This window comes from Archangium sp., assembly GCF_057119385.1.
Map to the genome: position 1 here is coordinate 114,933 of NZ_DBNGVP010000023.1, position 24,195 is coordinate 139,127.

General features: G+C 70.1%; 23 protein-coding genes. 13 read left to right on the forward strand and 10 right to left on the reverse strand.

Annotated elements, in window-relative coordinates; all coding sequences use genetic code 11:
• The first annotated feature begins 81 nt into the window (after positions 1-81).
• The 7 genes from AC16DP_RS06345 to AC16DP_RS06375 all read left to right on the forward strand — a co-directional run bounded on the left by AC16DP_RS06345 (position 82) and on the right by AC16DP_RS06375 (position 8,208).
• On the forward strand, positions 82-2,124 hold the full coding sequence (locus tag AC16DP_RS06345; protein ID WP_329731893.1) for a hypothetical protein: 2,043 nt from the start codon (positions 82-84) through the stop codon (positions 2,122-2,124).
• A gap of 47 nt (positions 2,125-2,171) precedes the next feature.
• The gene (locus AC16DP_RS06350) at positions 2,172-3,164 is read left to right on the forward strand and encodes a P-loop NTPase (RefSeq protein ID WP_329731922.1); all 993 of its coding nucleotides are present in this window, start codon (positions 2,172-2,174) and stop codon (positions 3,162-3,164) included.
• A gap of 109 nt (positions 3,165-3,273) precedes the next feature.
• Complete coding sequence (locus tag AC16DP_RS06355) at positions 3,274-3,663, forward strand: hypothetical protein (protein ID WP_329731894.1); 390 nt, start codon at positions 3,274-3,276, stop codon at positions 3,661-3,663.
• Entirely contained in the window at positions 3,653-4,897 is a 1,245-nt protein-coding gene (locus tag AC16DP_RS06360; RefSeq protein WP_329731895.1) for an MBL fold metallo-hydrolase, read from the forward strand. Before AC16DP_RS06355 ends, AC16DP_RS06360 begins: the two co-directional genes overlap by 11 nt.
• A gap of 269 nt (positions 4,898-5,166) precedes the next feature.
• Positions 5,167-6,681, forward strand: a complete 1,515-nt coding sequence (locus AC16DP_RS06365; protein ID WP_329731896.1) for an adenylate/guanylate cyclase domain-containing protein — start codon at positions 5,167-5,169, stop codon at positions 6,679-6,681.
• Positions 6,682-6,768: 87 nt separating this feature from the next.
• Positions 6,769-6,939, forward strand: a complete 171-nt coding sequence (locus AC16DP_RS06370; protein ID WP_329731897.1) for a hypothetical protein — start codon at positions 6,769-6,771, stop codon at positions 6,937-6,939.
• A gap of 30 nt (positions 6,940-6,969) precedes the next feature.
• Complete coding sequence (locus AC16DP_RS06375; RefSeq protein WP_329731898.1) at positions 6,970-8,208, forward strand: radical SAM/SPASM domain-containing protein; 1,239 nt, start codon at positions 6,970-6,972, stop codon at positions 8,206-8,208.
• Positions 8,209-8,248: 40 nt separating this feature from the next.
• On the opposite strand, the gene AC16DP_RS06380 is transcribed toward AC16DP_RS06375, so the two are convergent.
• The 6 genes from AC16DP_RS06380 to AC16DP_RS06405 all read right to left on the reverse strand — a co-directional run bounded on the left by AC16DP_RS06380 (position 8,249) and on the right by AC16DP_RS06405 (position 12,994).
• Positions 8,249-9,283 (reverse strand): ABC transporter permease, encoded by a 1,035-nt coding sequence (locus AC16DP_RS06380; RefSeq protein ID WP_329731899.1) that lies wholly within the window; start codon positions 9,281-9,283, stop codon positions 8,249-8,251.
• The gene (locus AC16DP_RS06385; protein ID WP_329731900.1) at positions 9,280-10,053 is read right to left on the reverse strand and encodes an ABC transporter ATP-binding protein; all 774 of its coding nucleotides are present in this window, start codon (positions 10,051-10,053) and stop codon (positions 9,280-9,282) included. Before AC16DP_RS06385 ends, AC16DP_RS06380 begins: the two co-directional genes overlap by 4 nt.
• On the reverse strand, positions 10,053-10,892 hold the full coding sequence (locus AC16DP_RS06390; RefSeq protein WP_329731901.1) for a SagB/ThcOx family dehydrogenase: 840 nt from the start codon (positions 10,890-10,892) through the stop codon (positions 10,053-10,055). Before AC16DP_RS06390 ends, AC16DP_RS06385 begins: the two co-directional genes overlap by 1 nt.
• Before the next feature lie 10 nt (positions 10,893-10,902).
• A complete protein-coding gene (locus AC16DP_RS06395) occupies positions 10,903-12,261 on the reverse strand; it encodes a YcaO-like family protein (RefSeq protein WP_329731902.1) in 1,359 nt (452 codons plus the stop codon).
• Positions 12,262-12,348: 87 nt separating this feature from the next.
• Positions 12,349-12,561 carry a hypothetical protein gene (locus AC16DP_RS06400; RefSeq protein WP_329731903.1) on the reverse strand — a complete coding sequence of 71 codons (213 nt, stop codon included), beginning with the start codon at positions 12,559-12,561 and terminating at the stop codon, positions 12,349-12,351.
• 214 nt (positions 12,562-12,775) lie between these two features.
• Entirely contained in the window at positions 12,776-12,994 is a 219-nt protein-coding gene (locus tag AC16DP_RS06405) for a hypothetical protein (protein ID WP_329731904.1), read from the reverse strand.
• Positions 12,995-13,214: 220 nt separating this feature from the next.
• Here AC16DP_RS06405 and AC16DP_RS06410 point away from each other — a divergent pair, with 220 nt between their 5' ends.
• The gene (locus AC16DP_RS06410) at positions 13,215-14,342 is read left to right on the forward strand and encodes a TOMM precursor leader peptide-binding protein (RefSeq protein ID WP_329731905.1); all 1,128 of its coding nucleotides are present in this window, start codon (positions 13,215-13,217) and stop codon (positions 14,340-14,342) included.
• Positions 14,343-14,362: 20 nt separating this feature from the next.
• Here AC16DP_RS06410 and AC16DP_RS06415 read toward each other — a convergent pair whose 3' ends face one another.
• Positions 14,363-14,929 (reverse strand): GNAT family N-acetyltransferase, encoded by a 567-nt coding sequence (locus AC16DP_RS06415; RefSeq protein ID WP_329731906.1) that lies wholly within the window; start codon positions 14,927-14,929, stop codon positions 14,363-14,365.
• 277 nt (positions 14,930-15,206) lie between these two features.
• Here AC16DP_RS06415 and AC16DP_RS06420 point away from each other — a divergent pair, with 277 nt between their 5' ends.
• The 3 genes from AC16DP_RS06420 (at position 15,207) to AC16DP_RS06430 (ending at position 18,003) form a co-directional block, all read left to right on the forward strand.
• Entirely contained in the window at positions 15,207-15,593 is a 387-nt protein-coding gene (locus tag AC16DP_RS06420; RefSeq protein WP_329731907.1) for a type II secretion system protein GspG, read from the forward strand.
• Positions 15,594-15,885: 292 nt separating this feature from the next.
• Entirely contained in the window at positions 15,886-17,247 is a 1,362-nt protein-coding gene (locus tag AC16DP_RS06425; RefSeq protein WP_329731908.1) for a universal stress protein, read from the forward strand.
• A 312-nt stretch (positions 17,248-17,559) separates the two neighbouring features.
• Positions 17,560-18,003, forward strand: coding sequence for a Fis family transcriptional regulator (locus AC16DP_RS06430; RefSeq protein WP_483956647.1), 444 nt, complete (start codon positions 17,560-17,562; stop codon positions 18,001-18,003).
• A 221-nt stretch (positions 18,004-18,224) separates the two neighbouring features.
• Here AC16DP_RS06430 and AC16DP_RS06435 read toward each other — a convergent pair whose 3' ends face one another.
• Positions 18,225-18,755, reverse strand: a complete 531-nt coding sequence (locus tag AC16DP_RS06435) for a hypothetical protein (RefSeq protein WP_329731910.1) — start codon at positions 18,753-18,755, stop codon at positions 18,225-18,227.
• A 150-nt stretch (positions 18,756-18,905) separates the two neighbouring features.
• On the opposite strand from AC16DP_RS06435, the gene AC16DP_RS06440 reads away from it, so the two are divergent.
• Positions 18,906-19,442 (forward strand): O-acetyl-ADP-ribose deacetylase, encoded by a 537-nt coding sequence (locus tag AC16DP_RS06440; RefSeq protein ID WP_329731911.1) that lies wholly within the window; start codon positions 18,906-18,908, stop codon positions 19,440-19,442.
• 38 nt (positions 19,443-19,480) lie between these two features.
• Here the strand turns inward: AC16DP_RS06440 and AC16DP_RS06445 are convergent, their stop codons facing one another.
• On the reverse strand, positions 19,481-20,125 hold the full coding sequence (locus AC16DP_RS06445) for an SCO family protein (RefSeq protein ID WP_329731912.1): 645 nt from the start codon (positions 20,123-20,125) through the stop codon (positions 19,481-19,483).
• Between the two features lie 254 nt (positions 20,126-20,379).
• Here AC16DP_RS06445 and AC16DP_RS06450 point away from each other — a divergent pair, with 254 nt between their 5' ends.
• Positions 20,380-23,271, forward strand: coding sequence for a PAS domain-containing protein (locus AC16DP_RS06450; protein ID WP_329731913.1), 2,892 nt, complete (start codon positions 20,380-20,382; stop codon positions 23,269-23,271).
• 24 nt (positions 23,272-23,295) lie between these two features.
• On the opposite strand, the gene AC16DP_RS06455 is transcribed toward AC16DP_RS06450, so the two are convergent.
• A complete protein-coding gene (locus tag AC16DP_RS06455) occupies positions 23,296-24,072 on the reverse strand; it encodes an Rpn family recombination-promoting nuclease/putative transposase (protein WP_483956648.1) in 777 nt (258 codons plus the stop codon).
• Positions 24,073-24,195 lie beyond the last annotated feature (123 nt).

Consider the following 24,195-nt stretch of genomic DNA (forward strand, 5'->3'; position numbering starts at 1 on the left):
GGTATCTTGCGCCCCGCTCCGCCCGAGTACTTCGGGAGCACGGCCTTATAGCACTCGAAGCATTCCCCGAAGCGGGACTCCATGACCTCCCCCCAGGAGCCCACCGACGCCCTCGATGGCCTCGAACGCCGCGCCCTTGAGCTCGCACGTCGCTCAGGCGAGGCGGCTGATTGGGAGTCCCTGTTGGGGGACCTCCAGTCTCTGCCGCTCTCGGGCGCCCCACCACTCGACCCTGATGATGCCCGTGGGTCCGGCGAGGAGCTGCGCCGACTCATCGCCGCCCTTCGTCAGCAGTCACTCCCCGCCTCCGGCTCCCCGGTTTCAGGACCGAACCTCCGGGTGGGCTACCTCATCGAGGGCGCGCGGGGCAGCGACGAGGCCCGGGCCCGTCCCGCCTTCGCCGAGGCCCTCGCGGCCCCCGTGTCCGCCCCGTCGCTTCGCCAGGAGTTCCCCGATCTCTGGGCCGTGGACCTGGGCCTCTGGCGGCAGCTCGGCGCCGACACCCCGGACCTCCGGGCCCTGGCGCTGGCCTGGCTCTCCAGTCCCGGCCGCCGGCTCGTTCAGGACTTCTCCGTCCTGCGGCATGTCCCCGCCAGACGCGATATCGGCGCCTGTGACTTCTCCCCCCAGCGGCTGCTCGAGGCCGCGGGCCCACTCCCCGTCCAGGCCCCTTCCGAGCCGGGCGAGGGCTCCTGGTACGAACTGCACGCGGCGGTTCCGGGCCTCGCGCTCGACAGGTGGAAGCCCGCGACCGACGACGTCGGCACTGTCCTGCAAATCCTCGAGGGCCGCCGGGGAGACCCCGTCTTCCTCCGGGGCGCCGCGCTCGCCTGGCTGCTGGACAGGGCCGCCGCCAATCCCTCCTACGAGCTCAATGGGCTCCGCCGCGACCTGCGCGTGGACCTGCTGCCCTCCATCATCATCGGCTTTCCCGATCCCCAGGACGGGTCCCGTCACCTGCCGCTTCGCTCGGCGGCCCGTTTCGAGACCGCGTGTCTCCTCCAGGCCTCGCGCCTCGTGTTTCGCCGGGACGAGCAGGACGTGGCGCGCTGCTGGAGCCTGGCTCGATGGATTCAGTCCTGTACCTTCCGCAGCCCCTTCTTCGGTATGGACGAGGAGGCGATCGCCGCCCGTCTGAACGCGTTGTTGCCTCCGGTGTCCGTGGCGGCGGCGAACCGCCGGGACGTGCTCGAGCCCGAGTGCTTCGGGGAGGGGGACGAGGGGCTGCGGCTCGAGGAGTTGGCACTCGTCGCGGGGGTGGTACGGCACTACTGGCCCGAGGAGGTGCCACGCCAACCCCAGTTGCTTCCTACCCCTCTGCCATTGGTGCAGGCTTTGCGCCGGCTGGCCTTGCGTACACTCAACCCGGGCGAGCAGCGAGCCGAGCAACGCCTCCGGTGCTTCCAGCAGGGGGCCTCGCCAAGTGGCGCACGCCCGCAGACCCTCGAGGTGGTGGAGAATGGGCTGGGTTGGAGTGCCCACCATGTGGCGCCTCCCCTGGTGGCGCGCTGGTTGATGACCCACCACCGGCTCGCGTGGTTGGAGCAGGCGCCGCCCGAGGTGCGGCGGGAAAGTCTGGACCTCTTCGAGCGGGAGCCGGAGCGCCATGCGTGGGTGGCCTTCGCCGTTCATTCCGAGGGCTCGCGACTCGACTCGGCGGCCCGTTCCGAAGTGGCGGCGGTCTGGCGGCGCGTCGTGCAGGCCACGGGAGGACGCCTGGGCTCGAGAGGGGCCCTTGCCTTGATGGCGGTGGGATTGCTGGAGCAACTCGCCCCCGAAGACGCGCAGCGGTTGCTTCCGCTGGCGCGTGAGGCCGAGCCCGTGTGGCGCTATCGCGCGCTCGAAGCACTCGCCAAGGCGGCCGAGGCGGGGGGGCACCTCGGGACGTGGCGCGACGCCATGGAGGGGTTGTTGGAGATGATGGGCGATGAGCGTCTCAAGGTGGAGGAGCGGCTGGGGGCCGCGCAGCTCGCGCTGAAACAGGCCTCGGCGACTTCCCGGCCGGAGCTGTCTGGCTACCTTCCGCGCGTGGTGGCCGCGGCTGCTGTTCCTCCCTTCCGCCACAGCTCGCAACTGCAGCGCGAGCTGCGCAAGCTGGGTCTTTCTTCGTCGCTGGATTCCTGAGGGGGGGAGAAGTGAGCGGACGTCTGCGGTGTTACTCGTTCCATTCGGTGAAGGGGGGAGTGGGCAAGTCCACCCTCTCCGTGCTCACGGCGCTCGGGCTGGCGCGGCGGGGAGACCGTCAGGTGACCCTGGTGGACATGGACCTCACCGGCACCAGCCTCGCCGACGTGCTTCCGCTGGAGGCGCCCGCATGGCCGGGAAACACTTCCGCCCTGCGACTGCTGGAGCCGCCCGCCGGTTTCCACTCCCGCGAGGCTACCCGTGAGCGGATGGATGACCGGGAGCTCCTCGCCCGCCAGCAGATTGCGCGCGACCCGGAATCCTCCGGGGCCTTCGAGGCCCGTGGCGTGCCCTTCCTCAACGACTTCCTGCTCTTCGCGACCCCTGACTGGGACGAGCAGCGGGAGATGCCCGTCGCCTCGGTGCTCTGGCGCATGCAGGACGCGCCCGAGCAGGCGCTGCGCGTCATCCCCAGCAGTGCCCTGCCCTCGGACCTGGAGCGCATCCTTCCCGTGGTCTTCGATGAGAACCACTCGGGCTTCCTGGAGAACCGGCTGGAGTATCTGCTGGATGCGCTGGTACCCGAGCAGGGGGAGTCCGTCGTCGTGATGGATACGCCTCCCACCATCCCGGGCTTGTCCCGCTCGGTGCTGAGCCTGGCGCTGCGGCTGTCCAAGCCGCACAAGCAACACCTGGCGGAGCAGGGCGGGATGCCCGAGCGCTTGGAGGCGGCGCCCGTGGAGTGGACGGCGTTCGTGGTGGGCAGCATGGACCATCAGGACATCCGCGCCGCCAATCGCTGGCTGTCGCTCGTCCTCCCGGAGGAGCGGCCGCGAATCCGCTTCCTCGTCAACCGCATCCCCCCGGGAGATGAGCTGCAGATCCGCGGGATGCTCGAGGACATTCTCGAGAGGGAGAACGCGGCGGGTATCCTGCTCGATGCGGTGACCGTGAGGGAGGACGTGGCGCTCCAACTCTTCCGTTCCCGGGAGCTGAAGGACCTGCCCCCGGATGCGCTGGACTTCCTGGGAGGAGTGTAGGCCGGTGGAGTGCTCGGAATTCATCAGCCGGTTCAGGCACCGGCCTTTGCGTCACCAACCCAGGCCCTTGCGGCCGCTCGGGCTGGGGACGCGGCTGGACATTCGTCCCATGCGATTCGCGGTCGGATTGGAACGCCCGATCCATTGGGAGCGGCTCGCGGACGCGCGGTCGGCCCCGAGCCGGGTCGCCTTCTACCTGGGCCGGGTCAAGGAGGTGGACGAGCGCGAGGTCCTGGCGCTCGTCTGGGAGTACCCGAGTGGCCGCGAGTCGCTGGCCTCGCTGTTGGTCAGGGTCGACTTCAAGGGAGAGCCGCCCGTTCCAGGCAGCCTGCTGCGTATCTGGACCTGGGTCGAGCTGCCCGGCAGGGGCGCTCGGCGGCAGCGGCGCAAGGTCGAGGTGGAGCCGCTCCGGCTGTCCGAGGCGGCTCAGGAGGAACTGGACTCATTCCTGGCCTCCCTGGAGGCGGAGGAGCCGGAGCGGAGTGAGGATGATCCCTGACGGAACGCGCGTCCCCAAGCCGCCGCAGCCCATTCCAGAGCGCATCCTCCCCAGTCACCTCGCTCCCCAGTCGCTGAGCGTGGTGGTCTTCGGGCCCGGCCACGGCGAGGCTATTGTCGTGGTGCTCCCCGATGGCACGGTGGGCGTGGTCGACGGTTGCCGCGAGCCCACGGTGCTGGACCCCGTCCGGGAGTTCCTGGAGGAGTTGTCTCGGGAGCCCGGCCGTCAGGGGCAGCCCCTGCGTCTTGGGTTCGTCTGCATGACTCATCCCCACGAGGACCACTATCGAGGCCTGGGGCGACTGCTCGAAGCCTTCCGGGGCCGGGTCGAACGGGTATGGCGGACCCCCGATGTTGGAGACAGGTATGTCAGGTCCTGGCTCCAGTTCCTGAAGCATACCCAGAAGGACCGTCGCCTCACGCCCGAACCTGATGACGTCGAGGGACTTGCTCGCATCATGGCCGAGATGCGGTTGGCCACTCAGGAGCACGGTGCGAAGTTCCTTCAGCTCCAGCACCGGATGCAACTCATGGAAGGAGTGATGGAGGGTCATCCGATCCGCATCCTGGGTTGCGGACCGGCGTCGAGAGACCTGGATACGGCGCAGATCACCCTGTTGGGTGTGCTCAAAGGCCTGAAACGGGGAAGGAAGCCTGGCCACTTCGATCCGAATGCCGCAAGTGGAGCGCTGCTGATTGAATGGGGTCAGGCCCGGGTGTTGCTCGCGGGTGACCTTCTCTGCCGCAAGGGCTCGTTCCAGGGCTGGGAGGAGGTGTGTGACGACATCCCTGGGCCCGTCCAGGTCATCAAGGCCGCGCACCATGCCTCGCTGGGTGCTCACCACGATGCGCTGTGGACACGGCTACAACCCACGCTGGCCATCGTGACGCCTTTTCTTCATGCGAAGGGACGTCAGCCACCTCGCCCGAAGCAGATTACCCGGCTCTCCAGGGACAGTGTGGTGGCCATTACCTCGGAACCCCGGTGGCGAAGGGCATCCACTCATCCCCGTCCTGTCTTTGGGACATCGCGGATGCGTCGTGGAGCAGACCCTCAAGTGACCACAGGAGGCTTCGCCAACAATGCGATGTCCCAGGTGCCCACTGGGGGCGAGGCTGATGCCCGCAACGCCGTGGCTGTTTCTCTGGATGCGACTGGCAAACTGCTCCGCTTCGTGCTCGCGGGCAGGGCTGATGTCTACGAGCCTTCCGCTGGCACCTACGGGACGCCGTAACGTCGTGAATGGGGTAGATACCTTGAGCCTGCCCCGGGAGTAGTGGGGCTCGTGGGTAGGGTCTCGGGTGGGGAACCCGGGGGACGGATACCCTCACCCCAGCCCTCTCCCAGGGGGCGAGGGGGCATCCACGGGTACAAACCCTTGAAATCAGGAAAACTTCTGCCTGCCAGAGGGCCCACCGGGGGAGTCTGGCTCCGATGTGTCTCGCCCCCGAAGCCTGGGGTACGCTGGACCCCGACTCACTTTTTTCGAAGGTGGATGCCCGTTTGACCCGTGCCGATGGCAGCAACCGCTCCGCGGTTCGCGCTGACAGCCCTCTCTTCGGCGAGCTCCTGCTCAAGCTCGGCATCGTCACGCCCAATCAGATCGAAGAGGCGCTCGCCCTCCAGTCGCTCAACGGCCAGCGGCTCGGCGAGGCCCTCATCTCCCTGGGCTACGTCACCCGCGAGCAGATTCAAGACGCCCTGGGTGAGGCGCTCGGCCTGCACAACGCCCCCCAGGGTTTCACCCCCGTGCAGCCTCCCCTGGGCGAGCTGCTCGTGGGCCTCAAGTACCTCACCGTCTCCCAGCTCGACGAGGCGCTCGCCCTCCAGCGCCGCACCGGCCGCAAGCTGGGCGAAATCGTCGTCGAGCAGGGGTACTGCTCCTACAAGCAGCTCTACGAGGGGCTCGGCCTGCAGAACCGCGTCTCCGGCCGCCAGGAGCCTCCCGCCCGCGCCCAGCCGTCCCAGGAGGGCGGCCACCACCGCGTCATGGTCGTCGACGACAGCCCCCTGGCCTGCGCCTTCGTGCAGGACGGGCTCGTGTCGCTCGGCTACGAGGTCATCTGCTTCCAGGACCCCTACGAGGCCCTCGAGCAGGTGGGCAAGGTGCAGCCGGCCATCGTCCTGAGCGATTTGGACATGCCCGGCATCGACGGCATGGAGCTGTGCCGCCGCCTCAAGGAAGGCCCCAGCCGGGCCATGCCCGTCATCATCCTCACCGCCAACGACAACGACGCCGAGCGCGTGAAGGGCCTGCGCGCGGGCGCGGATGACTACGTCAACAAGTCCGCCTCCATGGACGAGCTCGCCGCGCGCATCGAGAGCGTCATGCGCCGCACCGGCGAGACGGAGCGGATGCGCAAGCTCTTCGCCCGCTACACCTCCGACGCCGTCGTCGAGGAGATCCTCAAGAGCCCCGACTCGGTGGTGCTCACCGGCGAGAAGCGCGAGGTCACCATCCTCTTCGCGGACATCCGCAACTTCACCGGGCTCGCGGACAGTCTGCCTCCCGAGCAGACCGTCGGTGTGCTCAACCAGGTGCTGGGCGGGCTGTCCGACGCGGTGCTCACCTGCGGCGGGACGCTGGACAAGTTCCTCGGGGACGGGCTCATGGCCGTCTTCGGCGCGCCCGTGTTCCGCGAGGACGACGCGCTGCGCGCCCTGCAGTCCGCGAAGATGATGATGGCCTTCATGGTCGAGCTGCGCCAGCGCGCCGAGGCCGAGTGGGCCACCACCCGCCAGGGCCGTCCCCTCACGCTCGAGCTGGGCATCGGCATCAACTCGGGCATGGCCGTGGCCGGCAACATCGGCGGCGCCATGCGCACCGAGTACACCTGCATCGGCGACTCGGTGAACGTGGCCGCGCGGCTGTGCGCCCTCGCGGGGCCGGGGGAAATCCTCGTCGGCGAGCGCACCGTGGAGCTGCTGGCCGGCCACGAGTCCGGCTTCGAGGAGCTGCCCCCCGTGCGCCTCAAGGGCAAGCCCCACCCCGTGCCCCTCTTCCGCGCCCTCTGGTAGGCGCGGGTTTCCGGGGTTCGCGGGTTGACAGAGCGTGTGGCCTTCATTCACCCTGGAAGGCCCACTACCCGGTCGGAAGGGACTGCCATGACGACGAAGGTCGAGAAGAAGTTCCCCCGCAGCAAGGTCATCGAGCGCCAGCAGGAGAAGGCCCGCGAGGTCGTCGAGCTGGACGAGAGCACCCTCGAGGGCGTGCGCGGTGGGAGCGCCCGGTACGGCCTCCCGCCCCCGCCGGTCGAGCTCTCCCTGGAGAGCTAGTCTCCCTCTCCCGTTCGCGCGCCCCCGCCCATGCCACCTCCGGCCGTCCAGCCCCGCACGGCGTATGCCGTGTGGGAGCTCACCCTGAAGTGCAACCTCGCCTGTGGACACTGCGGCTCCCGGGCGGGGGACAAGCGCAACGACGAGCTCTCCCCCCAGGAGGCGCTCGACCTGGTCCGCCAGCTCGCCGAGGTGGGCATCCAGGAAGTCACCATCGAGGGGGGAGAAGCCTTCCTCCGTCCGGACTGGCTCGAGATCGCCAGGGCCATCACGGACGCCGGCATGCGCTGCACGATGACGACGGGCGGCTATGGCCTGTCACGCGACACGGCGCGCAAGATGAAGGACGCGGGCATCGCCCACGTCTCCGTGTCGGTGGACGGCCTCGAGGCCACGCACGACCGCATTCGCGGCAAGCCCCGCTCCTTCTTCTTCTGCTTCCAGACGCTGGGCCACTTCCGCGAGGTGGGCCTGCCCTTCAGCGCCAACACGCAGATCAACCGCCTGTCCGCCCCCGAGCTGCCCGCGCTCTACGAGCGGCTGAGGGACGCCGGCATCCGCGCGTGGCAGGTGCAGCTCACCTCGGCCATGGGCAATGGCTCGGACAACGCGTGGATGCTGCTGCAGCCGGCGGAGCTGCCGGACTTCTACCGGATGCTCGCGCGCATCGCGCTGCGGGCCCGCGAGGAGTCCCTCGTGGCGCTGACGCCCGCCAATGACATCGGTTACTTCGGCCCGTACGACGACCTGCTCTTCGCGAACGTGGGCAAGCTGTGGGCGGGCTGCAATGCGGGCCTGTCGGTGCTCGGCATTCATGCCGATGGCGGCATCAAGGGCTGCCCCACGCTGCCATCCGAGTACGTGGGCGGCAACATCCGCCAGCAGCCGCTGGCCGATATCCTCGAGTCGCGCGAGTTGACCTTCAACGTGGACGCCGGCACGGAGAAGGGGACGGCGCACATGTGGGGGTACTGCGGGAGCTGCAAGTACGCCGCGGCGTGCCGGGGCGGGTGCAGCCAGCAGGCGCACGTGCTCTTCGACAAGCGGGGCAACAACCCGTTCTGTCATTACCGCTCGCTGGAGCTGGCCGGGCGCGGTCTGCGCGAGCGCATCGTTCCGGGCACCCCGGGACCGGGCCGGCCCTTCGACCACGGTGTCTTCGATCTGCTGGTGGAGCCGGTGGACGCGCCCTGGCCCGCGGAGGACACGCACCGCTTCACCTACGAGCGCGTGCAGTGGCCCGCCGGTTGGGAGGCCTTCTCCTTGTGACGGAGCGGCTCGGACGCCGGGTCGGGCGTCCCGCTGGGACTCAGGTCCAGCGGAAGATGCGCAGCGATACGGCGAAGGAGACGGCGCACCAGAGGCTCAGCACCAGCAACTGTCTCCACAGCAGCACCAGGGGGGTGCCATCCAGCAGGATGCCGCGCAGGCCATCATTGAGCGCGGTGAGGGGGAGCACCCGCGCCACTCCTCGCAGCCAGGCGGGAAAGCGGTCCACCGGGAAGAAGACGCCGCAGAGGATGGTCATCGGCAGGAGGATGAGGTTGGTCAGGCCGTTGGCCATCTGCGGGTTTCGCGCGCGGCTGGCCACCAGCAGCGCCAACCCTCCGAAGCAGAGCGAGCCCATCAATCCGAAGACGATGAAGGCCACCAGGCTCCCGGACACCCGCACGTCGAAGACGAGCCACGAGAAGGCCAGGACGAAGAGGATCTCCACCACCGCCTGTACGCAGCGCCAGAGCACAAAGGAGAGCAGGAAGTGGCCGTGCCGCATGGGCGTGGCCGACAGCCGCCGGAGCAGCTTCCCGGTCCGCATGCCCACGATGGCCATGCCCACGCTCCAGAGCCCCGAGGACATGAGCGAGTAGCCGAGCATCCCCGGAATGAAGAAGTCGATATAGCGGTGTCCCGAGGCCCGCACGGGGTGCTCCCTCACCTCGGGCCGCTCCGGACCGCCGTGCATCTGCCCGAGTACGTCCCTCACCGCCAGGCGCGCCGTGCGCCCATCCGGCTGCAGGGAGTCGACGAAGATGTCCGGGGGCTCGCCGGGCACCAACACCAGCGCCGCCTGGCCTTTCCTCAGCGCGTCGAATGCCTCGGCCCGGGGCAGGCGCATGGCCCGCAGGTCCGCGGAGGCCTCGAGCCGTGCGGCGAATACCTCCGCTTGCGGTCCCTCCACGACGGCGACGGTGAGCTCCGGCAGCCCCCGCGCGCGGAAGGCGAGCCCGAGAATGAGCGCGGTGAGCAGCGGGAAGGCGAAGGTCCAGAAGAGCGCGGTGGGCTCACGCACCAGGGCGCGCACCCGGAAGAGCAAGAGGTGCCAGAGCGGATGCCGGTGCTTCATGGGCACGTGTCCTCCAGCGGGCCGTGGCCGGTGAACGCCAGGTAGACGTCCTCCAGCGTCACCTCTCGGGAGACGGCCGGCGGGTGCCCTCCTTCCAGCGAGGCAATCAGCTCGGAGGGCCTGCCCTGCGCCACGATGCTCCCCCGGTCCAGGATGACCACCCGGTCACAGAGCCTCCTCGCCTCTTCCAGGTAGTGGGTGGAGAGCACCACCGTGCGTCCTCCGGCCCGCAGCTCCTCCAGCAACTCCCAGAGTGTCCGGCGGGAGCGGGGGTCCAGTCCCGTGGTGGGCTCGTCGAGGAAGAGGATGTCTGGATCTCCCACCAGCGCCAGCGCCAGGGACAGCCGCTGCCGCTGTCCGCCCGACAGGTGCATCACGTAGTCCCCGCGCTTGTCCTCGAGCCGCACCCGGGCGATGGCCTCCTCCACGCTGAGGCCGTGGGTGTGGAAGGAGTGGAAGAGCGCGAGCGTCTCCTCCACGGTCAGTCTGTCGTAGAGCCACGTCTGTTGCTGGGCGACGCCGATGCGCGCCCGCAGCTGCTTCGCGTCCTTCTTCCAGCACAGGCCAAGCAGGTGCACCTCTCCCTCGGTGGGCGTCTGGAGCCCCTCGAGGATCTCCAGCGTGGTGCTCTTGCCCGCTCCGTTGGGGCCGAGCAGCCCCATGCACTCGCCCCGGGCCACGTCCAGCTCGAGCCCGTTCACGGCCAGCGTCGCGCCAAAGCGTTTGACGAGCCCCCTCACGGTGATGGCGGGCGGGACCGGCTCCTGCATCACGGCCCTCCCCGGGGCGCCCGTCCGAAGCAGAGCGTCAGCAGCGTGGACTCCGCGCTGCCATCCAGGCCGAGGAGCTGGTTGAGCTCGTCATCCCCCCAGCCTCCCGCCATGCAGGAGCGGATGCCCTGGCACTCGGCTAGCAGCGTGAGGTTCTGTCCCAGCATCCCCGCTTCCATGAGGACGAAGCGGTAGCCCCGCTCGTGGTACTTGAACATCGTGCGCTCGAAGACGCCGCTGACCACCAGGTGGAAGGCGGAGGGCGAGCCCATTCCCCACTCCCGCTCCATCCGCAGCATGCGCTCGGCCTGGTCCGCCACCTCGAGCGCCTCCAGGGCGTGTTGCGCGACACGGTAGTGGTAGAGCCCCGGGGCCAGTCCCTCCACGCGCTGCACCACCAGGTAGAGCTCGAGCGGATAGAGGGCTCCCGCGCTGGGAATGGCGCGCAGGTACTGCGTCACTCCTTCATCCAGCTTCAGGGTGCCCGTGATGCCGTACGAGAGTTGCAGCAGGTTGGCCAGCTCCTGGAGGGTGACGGACTGGGCCGGATCGAACTCCCGGGTGGACCGGCGGCCCACGATGACTTCCTGGAGTCCGCGCTCCAACTGCAACGCCGCCCGGGGCAGCTCCACCTGGGGACACCCGGGATGGTTCTTGTAGGAGCTGGCCACCCGCCGCAGCAGCCCCTCGTCCTGGAGCTGGCTGATCCGCCGGCCCAGCTCGTGCCGGGTCTGGGGCGTGAACTTGGAGTTCTCATGGAACAGTGAGCTCAGGGGCGGCTCCCGGCGCCGCATGGCCTGTTGGCGTTGCTGGAGGAGGGGTTGGGTTCTGCGCCTCATGTCGGATACCTCAGGGGTAGGGATGGGGATAGGGGTTGAGCTGCGTCTCGTCCGCCGGCTCGCTCCGGTAGCCGAGCCGGACGGGGACGTCGTACAGCCGCTTGCCTCCCAGGAAGGGGTAGCGGTGATCGGCGTGGAGCTGCTGGAGCTCCGGGGTGACCACCCGGACGACCCTCAGCCCCAGCGCGGCGATGTCCGGCGTGGTGAGCTCCACGACGACTGCCTCGTAACCCCGGCGCTCGAAGCGCTGGACGAGCTCGGCGAGGTCCGTGGCCGCGTCCCGCGACTCCCAGCGGGGAAGCTCCTCCAGGGACACCTCCGACGTCACCCGCTCTTCCACCGAGAGCAGGTGCGGCCTCAGCTCCTCCGCGACCGTGTACAGCCGGCAGGAGAAGGGGAAGTCGACCACATTGGAGAAGTCGGCCGCGGGCCTCCAGTGTGGATCCCTCTCCATCAGCCACAGCACGTACGGCCGGGTCTGGACCGTCTCCATCAGGGCCTTGAGCGTGGCCTGGCCCCCGTCCAGCCGCGTCGCGCCTCCGACGATGTAGAGGGGGCCCCGGGCGGACGGGCAGGCCAGCATCGAATACGTCGTCGGCACACCGAGATCGCTGGTGATGTCATAGGCCCGGTACTCGTAGCCCGGTGCCTCGAGGTGCTGATGGAACAGCTGGCCGGCGCGCGTGCTCCGGGAGGCGTTGCGCAGCTGGATGCGGCGCACCGGGAGCGAATTCATCCAGAAGAGGGTGAAGGCATCCCGCTCCATGCATTCCTGGAGGCCGGAGACGATGGCTCCTTCCAGCGAGGAGCCGGTCGCCAACCCGGTCGAGATGGTGGGGCCCACGTCCGGCTCGTCCGCCTTGAGGGTGTAGGGCATGTAGACGCGGGAGGCGGGAACCAGCAACGGCTTGCGGCGGACGAGCGAGTAACCCCAGACCCAGGAGCAGGGGGCATCCTCCGAGAACCTCGGATAGGGAAAGCCCGGCGTCTCGTATTGGCGCTCGGAGAAGAGCGCGAAGCGCTCGGGCTCGAGCATCTCATGGTGCTGGCGGAGCTCCCGGTAGGAGCCGCGGACGATGTGGTCGGGCACCACATAGGCGGCGCAGTATCCCTCCACCAGCTCGCCCAGGGCGGACACCGCGGCCTCCTCGGGGCTGAAGCCCGCGCCGCCGGCGATGGGCCTGCTGGGGCGCATCCCCTGGGGTCCCAGGAGCGCCGTTTCGACGTTGTACAGGTAGACGAGGGGCTCTCCGGCATGCCGGGGCATCGGGGTGAGCTCGCCCCCGATTCCGACCCGGGGACTGAGCAGCGACTCCATCCTCCCGAGCAGTTCCGTGAGGGCGCTTGTTTTCTGGGCCTGTGGGTTCATGGGTTCTTTCAGGCCCGGGGCCCCCGGCTCGACCGTCCGGGAGCCCACGGGTGATGAGGGGTTGAGGAGGGGAGGGGGAAGGGCCGCCTACTTCTGCTCCCGGTTGGCGGCACTGCAACAACACGCGATGCCGCAGCCGGCACCACCGCCGCAGCCACCGCCGCCGCAATTGATGGTCCCACAGGCGGGAGCGGAGGGCATCGTCTCATCCCTGGCGGACTCCGAGACCCACTCGAGCGAGAGTGGGGAATCCGAGGGGGGGGCGGGCATCGACTCGTGAAGGCATAGGGGCTTGCTCATGAGGGACTCCTTCAGTTGGGCCGGGTGATGGCCGACGCGGCCGACCACCCGCTCAGGCTGAGTGGGAGGAGGGCCCGGTGTGATGGGCCGTGACCGGCCCGGTCGTCCGCCTGGGCGATGCCCGCCAGGGAGCCCTGGGCGGATTCCTGGCCAGAGGGCGCCTGCGGCTCGAGGTGCAGGGACCCTCTGGTTTCATGAGACACGCCGGCACGGGCTAGCGGGACTCACGCTTGGCGGCACTGCTGCTGCTGCCGGAGCCGCAGCCGCCCCCGCCGCCGCAGCCGCCCCCGCCGCCGCCCCCGGTGTTGCCGCCGCTGCAGGAGGGCGCGGCCGGGCTGTACATCTCGTCCCCGCCGTACTCGGAGACCCACTCGAAGGCGAGCGAGGACTCCGGTGCGGTGGCCGACCTGGTTTCTGGGTACTGGTTGTTCATGTGCTGCTCCTTGTCTACGGATGGCTTCCCGGGGAATCCGGATCAGCCATCCAGAGAGAGCAGAAGGTCGTTTTCTGTGAGGGTCCGTGCCCGCGCGGTTCCCCCTCAGCGTGGGAGCAGGAGGCGCGCGGCCGGGGTGGGGCTCACAAATGGTGATCCGTGCATCACCCTCCAGGAACGTGACGGGCATCCGCCCGTGACCGCAAGGAGCGTCCCTTCCATGCCATCCCAAGCCCTTCAGCCCATGAGTGATTCCTTCGAGAGCTCGAGGCCGCGCCTGGCGCCGGCCGTGAGTGTCGTCCAGGATGGGGCGGACACCTGCTACCTCATGATGACGGGCAAGGAGCTGCTGCGGTGTCATGGCCCGCTGGTGCCTACGCTGATGACGCGGCTGTTGCCCCTGTTGGATGGCACCCGCAGCGTCGCGGAGATCCGCGAGGCGCTCGAGGGGACGCTCGAGGCGGAGCGGGTGGAGGAAGTGCTCCGCCTGTTGCTGCGCCACCACCTGCTGCTGGACGCGGGGCCGGAGCAGGAGCTGTCCACGCAGGAGCGGGCGGCGTTCGGGAGCCTGCTCGCGTTGCTGGCGCGCAGCACCCCCCAGCCCTACCGGGTACTGGAGCGCTTGCGCCGGATGCGCCTGGTCGTGGTGGGGGACTCGGAGCTCGCCCGGGAGGTGGTGGAGGCCCTGGCGGAGTGCGCCGTGGGGGCGATCGACCTGGTCTCACCGCGGGAGGCGTGGGCGGAGCTGAAGCTGGAGCTCCCGGTCCGGCTCCGCCACGTCGACCCCGGACAGCTGCAGAACATCGTCCCGGGCGCGGAGCTCGTCATCGGGGTGCAGGATGGGGAGTTCAACTTCACCCGGCAGATGCGGGAGCTGAATCGCCTGTGCTTGCGGCTGGGGGTGAGTTGGCTCCAGGTCCGGCTGACGCTGGAGGCGGAGGGGTGGCTCGGCCCGCTTCATACCCCGGACACCGCCTGCTTCGAGTGCATGGACCTGCGCATGAAGAGCAACCTGCGCACCTGGCGGGAGCACGGCCTGCACGAGGAGCAGGTCGAGCAGGGACTGCTGATGGGCCGGCGCATCGGCTTCAGGCCCTTGCAGCGGCAGCTCGCCGGGGCGCTGGCTGTCGAGGTCCTGCTCCACCTGACGGGGCTCGAGACCTCGCGGCTGGTAGGCAGAAGCCTGGTGATGGATGCCCTCTCCCAGGAGAGCAGCCTGCATCCCGTGCTGAAGCATCCCGGCTGCCCCGCGTGCGGCAGGCCACCCGAGGCGCGGCTCCACCCGTGGGGCGAGGAGGACATCCGCCTGGACAGGACCTTGTTGCCTGACTCCGCCGCGGCGCCGTGAGCCCGCGCGGCCGGAGGCGCTCAGAAGGGCGGCCGGCCCTGGCGGTAGACCTCCTCGCTCTGCCAGTCGGCGCGGATGATGGAGTACAGGTACATGTCCATGTAGCGCCCGTGGAGGAAGGAGACGTTGCGGTAGATGCCTTCCTTGCGCATCCCAATGGCCTCAGCCGCACGGCACGAGGGCTCATTGCCCACGACGATGGTTGCCTGGACGCGCTCCAGAGGCAGGGCGTTGAACAGATGGTTGATCATCAAGCAGGCCGCCTGTGTCCCGACCCCTCGCCCACGGAACTGGGGGTGGATCTGCCCCCAGAGCTCGACACCCCGGAAGAGCTCCCACAGCGTGAACGGATTGAAGTAGCCCCCCACCCCCACGGGCGTGGGGAACTCCGGGTGGATGGCCAGGTACACACCGCCCCGCTCACGCGGGCCAGGGCGCTCCGAGAGCGTCTGCTCCCAATGCATGCGGGTCGTGGGCCAGACGTTGTAGAACTTGCCCAGATTCTCCGGGTTGCTGAACCAGTCCGCGAGGAACGCGGCATCCTCCACCGTCGCGAGCCGGATGCTGAAGTTTCTTCCGACGAGCACAGCACACCTCCTGGGGAATGCCCCCACAAGGAATGCATGCGCCGTGCGACCCGGGTCTCGCCTCGCGGGCCAATACCTTCTCCCGCAGGTCATCACCCGGGTGGGAAGCGTGGCACCCACGCTGGGGACGGGGAGGCTCAATCCAGGGAATGGCGGTGGCGAGCGGGTTGGGAGCGCCTGTCCCCGGCGTGGGACGCGCCGTGCTTCCGAGGGGGCGCGCACGACTGCTAACGTCTGGACGTACCCCCACCCTCCCGTGCCGCACCCTGAGGACTCCGTGACGCCGCGCCGCCGCCCCCACTTGATGGTCATCTTCCTGCCGATCGCCTTCGTGGTCATCGGCATCACCGTGTGGCTCGGCCTGCGCGGCAAGCATGATCCGGGCGCCGCCCAGGCCCACGCCGACTTCGCCCGCATCATCGCGGCGCTCGAGGCCTACCGCGCCGAGCATGGCTCCATCCCCGAGGAGGGTGACCTGTCCTTCCTCGTGCCCAAGTACCTCCCCGCCGAGCCCACCGACCCCTGGGGCCACCCCTACGCCTACGCCAGCGACGGCCAGCGGCCCTTCCTCCAGTCCTACGGGCAGGACGGGCTGCGCGGCGGCAATGGTCCCAATCAGGACCACACCAATCATGACGGCCACGCCGCCGTGGGGACGCGGTAGGCACCAAGGGTCGCGGGCCCTCTCTCGGGCGTAGACCCTCACCCCAGCCCTCTCCCAGAGGGAGAGGGGGCATACACGGGTTCAACTCTTGTTCCCCGGCACCCTCACCCCGGGGGGCTTGCCCCCCCTTTGAACGACGGGGGGCTCCTCTCCCGGCGGGAGAGGGGAGGAGCGTCCTGGTGGGGACTCTCGTGGCCGGGGGCCTCCTGGCCTTGCGTGCAATGGCCATCCTCCCGTCGAGGGTTCTCCTGGAAGAGGGCATTCCCCCTCGCGCCCTCGGTGGGAGGCTGTCATGGCCGTCGTGTGCGCAACCAACCTGTCCGAGGCCTCGGGCCGCTCCGCCCGTGCCGCCGCCGCCATCGCCACCCGGCTCGGCGAGCCCCTGTGGCTGCTCGGCGTCTTCCACACCGAGCACTCCTCCCGCCCCGCTCCCCGCGCCCGTGAAGAAGCCCGCGCCCGGCTCTCCGCCGAGGCCTCCCGGCTGCACTCCCTGGGCGTCTCCGTGGAGGCCTGGCTGTTGGAGGGCGCTCCGGGCACCGTGCTCGTGGAGGACGAGCGCGTCCGCCGCGCCCGGCTCCTCGTCGTCTCCGCCGACGGCTGGGGCCACCTCCCCGCCTGGCACCGCACCCCCGTCCACGAGCGGCTGGCCCAGCAGGCCCATGTCCCCGTGCTCGTGGTGCGCCACCAGGGGGATGCCCTCGTCGATTGGGCCCTGGGCCGGCGCCGCCTCCAGGTGCTCGCCGGGGTGGATGACTCGCGCGCCTCGGCCGCCGCCGTCGCGTGGCTGCACGAGCTGCGCCGCGTGGGCCCCTGTGACGTCCTCGCCGTCTCCGTGTGCTCTCCCGTGGAGGAGCGCGAGCGGCTGGGCATCCACACCCCCGTGCACCTCGAGCTGTTGGACCCCGTGGTGCGCCGCATCGAGGTGTTGGACCCGCAGGTGGAGCGCGTGCTGCTGCGCGAGCTGCGCGAGCGCGTGGGCGAGTTGCCCGGCGAGGGCCGTCTGGAATTGCTCCTGGAGCCCGGCTTCGGCCGCCCCGCGGACCACCTGCTGCACGTGGCGCACGCGCACGCCGTGGACCTCGTCCTCGTGGGCAACCACCAGCGCGGAGGCCTCGCGCGGCTGTGGCATGGCTCCGTGTCCGCCGGGGTGCTGCGCCATGCCGAGCAGTCCGTGGCGTGCGTGCCGTGCACCCAGCCCCCGGTCCGCAAGAGCGTCCCGCCCCGCAGCGTGCTCGTGCCCGTCGACTTCTCCGAGGCCAGCTCCCGCGCCATCTCCCAGGCCCGCTCGCTCGTGCGCCCCGGCGGCCGCGTCCACCTGCTCCACGTGCGCCGCCGCCGCCCCGAGGATCGCTCCTGGGTGATGGACCAGTACGGCGTGGTGCCCGAGCCCCCTCGCGAGCAGTCCGCCGTCCTCGAGCGCCTCAAGGCCCTGGTGCCTCGCGAGGACGGCGCCCCCGAGGTGCACTGGACCCTGGAGGGTGTCACCCACGACGACGTGGCCCGCGCCATCTGCCAGGCCACCGAGCGCGAGGGCGTGGACCTGGTGTGCCTGGGTACGTCTGACGCACCGGGTCATTCCAGCTACCTCGATGACGCGGTGGCCCGTACCCTCGTGGAGCGCTGCCGCCGCCCCGTCGTGGTCCTCCACGCCTGACCCGTCCCAACAGGTTTTCTCCCGCACCCCGTTGTTTTTGCAACTCCGTGGAAAGACTGGGGGATTTCCGCGTCCGGGGCCGGTTTCCGGGCCCCCGCACCGTTGCGGGGTTCGACGGGAAACCTGATTTGCGTTAGGCTTTCTCCAATAGCAGTCAACGACGGGGGAGGTCTGCCTTTGACACCGCGAGGGTACCGCGAAGAGGAGCTCGTAGCGAACCGCGCTTCCGTGCTCCTGAGCGGCGGCACGGAAGATGAGCGGCGCACGTGGGCGGCGACGGCGGCGAGGAACTTTGCCAAGGAGGGTCCGCTGGTGGAGGTCCGCCAGACCGAGCAGGTCGCCGAGGCCCTCAAGCAGCCCCGGGGGGTCGTCTTCATCCCCGATGTGGCCCGGCTGAGCATCCCCGCCCAGGGCCTCATCGTCCGCTGCCTCCAGACCCAGGAGGAGCGTCCCAAAATCGTCGTCGGCCTCTCCGGCGGCGTCGAGCAGGCCCGCACCAAGGGCACCCTGCGCGAGGACCTCCTCTACCGCCTCCACCTCGCCCAGGTGGACCTCACCACCGAGGGCATGCGCGAGCTCATCGCCCAGCGCCGCGCCCAGCTCGCCGCCGACGAGGCCGCCCGCAAGGCCGAGGCCGAGCGCCTCGCCGCCGAGAAGGCCGCTCAGCTGAAGGCCTCGGGCATCTCGATGAAGAGCTCGCGGATGCGCAGCAAGGTCGCTCCGCGCGCCACTTCGCCCAAGGTGACCCGCAGGTAACGCGGCGGGCCCTCACGGGGAGAACCCGGGGCCCGGATACCCTCACCCCGGGGGGCTTGCCCCCCCTTTGAACGACGGGGGGCTCCTCTCCCGAAGGGAGAGGGGTAGGGGGCTCCGTGTCACCGGGTGGCCCCGTGTCACTGGGTGGCTCCGTGCGCTGGGTGGTTCCTGGCGCTGGGGGCCTGGCGCTGGGGGCCTGGCGCGGCTTTTCGTCGCGCCGCTCAGTGCTTGTGCTTCTGGCCCCGCTTCGCCTTGAAGCCCGGTTTCTGCGCCGTGACCCGCTTGGGCGCCGCGGCCGAGGCCATCGTCTTGCGGCCCTGCGTCCGCGCCGTCTTGCGCGCCGTCTTCCGCTTCGCGGGGCTGGGCAGCTGCTCCTCCACGTCCGCCGAGACGATCAGCGGCTTGGGCGCCGGCTGCGCCTTCTTGATGCGCTCCTTCGCCGCCCGCGCCTCCTCCAGCACCCGCTCCGCCGTGGCCTGGGCCTCGGGCGAGACCTGCTTCCTCGCCGGACGCGCCACCTCCGGTGGCGGCCGGTACAGCGCCGGCTCCCGGCGCTGCTCCTCCATCACCCGGTCCTCACTCGTCGACCGCCGCGGTGACTCCCGCTCCTCCTCGGGCAGCCACTCCCGCAGCCGGTCCAGCGTCCTCAGGGCCGTGGCGGTCCCCTCCACCACCCACCACACTCCCCGGGTGCCCAGCCGCAGCGCCTCTTCCTTCACTCGTCCCACCAGGCGGGTCCCAATCATCGCCATGTGTCCCTTCCCTGTCCGATGTCTTTCCGGCCAAGGTATGCACGCGGGCACGGGTTGGAAGCACCGCGTCATTATTCCGTCCGTCCGTGGGGCCGTCAGGCCCTCCAGCGCCTGCCCGTCCGCCAGGCCCCTCTCGCGCAGGAGCGCTCCATGAGCCAGAACCCCACGGATGACCGGTTGGTGCTCACCCAGGGCAACATCACCCAGGTGGCCGCGGACGCCATCGTCAACGCGGCCAATACCTCGCTGCTCGGCGGGGGAGGCGTGGACGGCGCCATCCACCGCGCCGCCGGGCCCGGCCTGCTCGCCGAGTGCCGCTCCCTCCGCGGCTGCCCCACCGGCGAGGCCCGCATCACCGGCGGTTACAACCTCCCCGCCCGCCACGTCATCCACACCGTGGGCCCCGTCTGGCAGGGTGGCCACGAGGGCGAGCGCGGCACGCTCGCGCGCTGCTACCGCTCCGTCTTCGAGCTCGTCGAGCGCCAGGCGCTGCGCTCCGTGGCCTTCCCCTCCATCTCCACCGGCGCCTACCGCTTCCCCATCTCCGAGGCCGCTCCCATCGCCCTGCGTGAGATGCGCGCCGCCCTCGCGCGCCTGCCCCAGCTCGAGCGCGTGACGGTGGTGCTCTTCAGCGCCGCCGACCTCGACGTGTACCGCGAGGCGCTCGCCGCGGCCCCGACTCCCTGAGGGGGCCTCCTGGCCCACGTGTTTCCCGGTGACGGGGGCTACTCGCCGCTCTTCACCAGCCGCGCGGCGTCGCGCACCAGGCGCTCCACGTCGTCGTCGTGCTCGCTGTTGTAGTAGCCGCGGATCTCCCCGGTCCGGTCCACCAGCACGAAGTGCGAGCCGTGGAAGATGCTGGCGATGTCGTTCTCGTCCTTCCCCTCCTCGCGGCCCATGGCGATCTTGAAGCCGCCGACGATGGTGTCCTTGAGCTGCACGTAGTCGCCGGTGAGGAAGCTCCAGCGCGCGGGGTTCGCGCCATGCTTCTCGGCATAGGCGGTGAGCCGCTCGGGGGTGTCGTACTTCGGGTCCACCGAGAAGGAGACGAGCGCGAGCTCGCCCAGGTCCGCCGTCTGCTTCTGCACGCCCGCCATCTTCCGGGTGAAGACGGGGCAGATGGTGGGGCAGCGGGTGAAGATGAAGTTGGCCACCCAGGGACGGCCCTCGAGCTGCTTGAGGCCGAAGGGCTGGCCGTCCTGGCGCGTGAAGCTGAAGGCCGGGAGCCTGCCGAGCCGCTGCAACGGCTCCTGCCGGGGGCGCACCAGCCCCACCACGAGCAGCGCCAAGCACAGGGAGAAGCCCAGCCCCGCCCACAGGAAGGTGCGGGGAGGGCGCGGCGGATTCGGAGTCGGGACGTCGGTGGACATGGGAGTCGTCCCCGACTGCTAGCGGATGCGTCCCGGGTGCACAAGGCCACGGATTTCCGGGCCGCCTGCTTCCCCTCCGGGCGGCTTCAGGCTCCCCCGGGTGTCCGCTACTCCCACCTCGGAACGGCATGCGCCGGACACTCCACCGGCCACCCGCGAGCGGCCGCCCACGCGCTCTGGTAAGCCTGAGGCACAGGGGGCCCATGGCCAATCACGAGCCGTCCATAACTCCAACCGGGGGGCTGGAGCGCGGGGTGTCGGCGGGGTTCGATCCGCTGCTGGATGGCGTCACTGACGGCATCCTCGTGGTGGATGGGGGCTGGCGCCTGGTGTGGCTCAACGCCGTGTTCGAGCGGCTGCTGGGCCGCTCGCGCGAGCAACTGCTGGGACGGGAGTTGTGGGAGGTGCTGCCCGAGCTGGCCGAGAGCGCCTTCGCCCCGGCGTGGCGCCGCGCCATGGACGCGCGCACGCTGGTGTCGCTGGAGGACTTCTTCGCGCCGGGCGGGGTATGGCTGGAGTCGCGGGCGTTTCCCTCGGGCGAGGGGCTCGTCGTGTTCAGCCGGGACGTGTCGGAGCGGCGTCTGGCGGAGAACGAGCGGGTGCGGCTGTTGTCCGCGGAGCAGACGGCGCGCACGGCCGTGGAGGGCGAGCGCACGCGCTTCCAGGAGATGCTCATGTTGGCGCCCGCCGCCGTCAGCATCACCCGGGGCCCCGAGCACCGCTTCGTCTTCTCCAACCTGCTGCACCGGCGTTTCTACGGCGGCCGGGACATGGTGGGCCAGCCGGTGCGCGAGGCCCTGCCGGAGCTGGCGGGCCAGGGCGTCTTCGAGGTGATGGAGCGGGTGTACACCACGGGCAGCTCGTACGTGGGCCGGGCGAGGCCGGTGAAGGTGCCGCGCACGCCGGGGACGCCGCCGGAGGAGATGTTCTTCGACATCGCCTACCACCCGCAGCGCGACGCCGCGGGACGGGTGGAGGGCGTGGCCATCTTCGCCTACGACGTGACGGACCTGGTGCGCTCGCGCCGCACCGCCGAGGCGCTGGCGAGGGACCTGGGCCACAGCGAGGAGCGCTTCCGCTCGCTGGTGACGGCGACGTCGGACATCATCTGGGCCACGCCGCCCTCGGGCGAGTTCGTGGAGGAGCAGCCGGGCTGGAGCGCCTTCACCGGGCAGGCGCGCGAGGCGTACCAGGGCTGGGGCTGGCTGGACGCGGTGCACCCGGAGGACCGGGAGCGTTCGGTGCGCTCCTGGGAGGAGGCGCTGTCCACGCGCACGTCCTTCCAGGTGGAGCACCGGTTGCGGCACCAGGACGGCTCGTACCGCCACATGCTGGCGCGCGCGGTGCCGGTGCTGGAGAAGGACGGCTCGGTGCGCGAGTGGGTGGGAGCGCACCGGGACATCACCCGCCAGCGCCAGGGCGAGGCCGAGCGGGAGCGGCTGCTCGCGCGGGAGCAGCGCCACTCCGTGCAGCTGCAGGGGCTGGCGAGCGCCGCGCTCGTCATCAGCGAGGCGGAGTCCGTCGAGCACGTGCTCAAGGCCATCACCGAGCAGGCGCGCGAGGTGATTGGCGCGCACCAGGCCGTCACGAGCCTGACGCTGGAGGGCAACTGGTCCCAGGCCATCCACTCGGTGTCCATGTCGGACAAGTACGGGGCGTGGCGCGAGTGGAAGCAGTCGAGGGAGGGGACGGGCATCTACAGTTGGGTGTGCCGGTTGAACCTGCCCATGCGGCTGACGCAGACGGATCTGGAGTCGCACCCGGCGTGGCGGGGCTTCGGGAGGCACACGGCGAAGCACCCGCCGCTGCGCGGCTGGCTGGCGGCGCCGCTGGTGGGGAGGGATGGGCGCAACCTGGGCCTCATCCAGCTGTCGGACCGGTACGAGGGGGACTTCAGCTCGGAGGACGAGGCGATTCTCGTGCAGCTGGCGCGCATGGCGTCGGTGGCGATTGAAAACACGCGGCTGATGGCGGAGACGCAGGCGGCCAACCGCGCCAAGGACGAGTTCCTCGCGGTGATGAGCCATGAGTTGCGCACGCCGCTGACGGCGGTGCTGGGCTGGACGCAGATGCTGCGCAACCGGCAGGGCGACGCGAAGGCGGTGGAGAAGGGGCTGGCCGTCATCGAGCGCAACGCGCGCACGCTGGCGCAGCTGATTGAGGACGTGCTGGACGTGTCACGCATCATCACCGGGAAGCTGACGCTGGTGCGCAGGGGCGTGGAGCTGGTGGGGGTGGTGCAGGCGGCGGTGGAGGTGGTGAAGCCGCACGCGGAGCAGAAGGGGGTGGCGTTGTCGCTCGAGGTGGACGTGGGCGGCAACGGCACGGCGATGCTGGTGGGGGACCCGGGACGGTTGCAGCAGGTGTGCTGGAACCTGCTGGTGAACGCGGTGAAGTTCACTCCGGCGGGAGGGCGGGTGCTGGTGCGGGTGGAGCGCAACGAGCGCGAGCTGTGGGTGCGGGTGAAGGACACGGGGAAGGGGATTCGAGCGGACTCGCTGCCGCACCTCTTCGAGCGCTTCTGGCAGGCGGACGGCTCGGCGACGCGCGAGCACGGGGGATTGGGATTGGGGTTGGCGATCGTCCACCACCTGGTGGGGCTGCACGGGGGGCAGGTGCGAGCGGAGAGCGCGGGGGAGGGGAAGGGCTCGACGTTCACGGTGACGCTGCCGGTGCCGGCGGTGCTGCCCGAGACGAAGACGGATGCACTGCCAGGAGCGGAGGCGCAGGCGCCGGAGGTGAGGCTGGACGGGGTGACGGTGTTGCTGGTGGAGGACGCGGCGGACGCGCGGGAGTTGATTGCGCTGATGTTGCGCGAGCGGGGAGCGGTGGTGGGGACGGCGAGCACCGCGGCGGAAGCGATGGAGCGGCTGAGGGAGTCGCTGCCGGAGGTGCTGGTGTCGGACATTGGCCTGCCGGGCGAGGACGGGCACTCCCTGTTGAGGAAGGTGAGGGCGTGGGCCGAGGCGAGGGACCAATGGGTGCCAGCGATTGCACTGACGGCGTATGCGAGCGCGGAGGATGCGCGGAAGGCATATCGCGCGGGCTTCCAGGTGCACCTGGCCAAACCGTTGGAGCCGGGGACGCTGGTGGAAGCGGTGGCGCGGCTCGCGGGCCGCGGGGAGGCGGGCGCGCGGGTGGGGTGAGGCGCTCGCGAAGCGCGAAGAGGGTTACTGAGCGAGGTCGTCCAGAACGTCGCGGAGGGCGGTGGCGTTCAGGGCGCGATCGAACCAGCGGTCGAGGGTATCCAGGTCCGTGCAGGAGAGGATGCGTTGACGGGCGGCTTCGTCGACGTGCACGCCTCGCGCTTTGAGAATTCGCAGCACGTCTTCGGCACGGCCCTTGGCCAGGCCCTTTTCCATGCCTTTCTCGAGGCCTTGCTCCAAGCCCTTCTGGATTCCCTGCTCGAGCATCTCCTCGGCCCAGGTTCTCATCAGTTCCTCCGCTCGTTGCCCATCCAGGACTGAATGTAACACCCGCCGCGCCGCTGCGTGGACGGCCGCATCCCTCTCCACCCACAGCAGGTAACGAATGACGACCACCAGATGCTCGGCCCCCTCGGGAGCCGCCCGCACCTGCGCGAAGAGCACCGTCCAATCCGGTAGACGGTGAGCCAGTTCCCCGGTACGTCCGTAGCGCAGCACCCGCCACGCCAGGCGCGCCAGCGGCGGTCCCGAGCGCGCTCGCAGCGCCTCTTCCCGCTCGGCCATCAGGTCATCGAGCAGGTACTCGAAGCGCGGCACCAGCGCTCGCCACCGCTCCCGTTCCTCTTCATCCCCGTCCGGGATTTGAAAGAGCTCCTCCACCCGGCGCGGCGCCGTCCAGACTCCGTCGGGCCCGTGGTACATGACGAGCGGGATGATGACGGGCAGCAACGCGCTCTTCGGATGCTCCTGCCGCCAGCGCTCCACCTGGCGCACCACGTAGCGCAGCATGCGCAGCGCCATCCACCGGTCCCTCGTGAAGACGCAAACCGATAAAACGGCCGGAGAGGGGGATGGCGTGCTCGATGGTGACATCCTCTCCCTCCACCACGATCCGCTCGACGAGCAGGCGGACGAGCCGTTGGC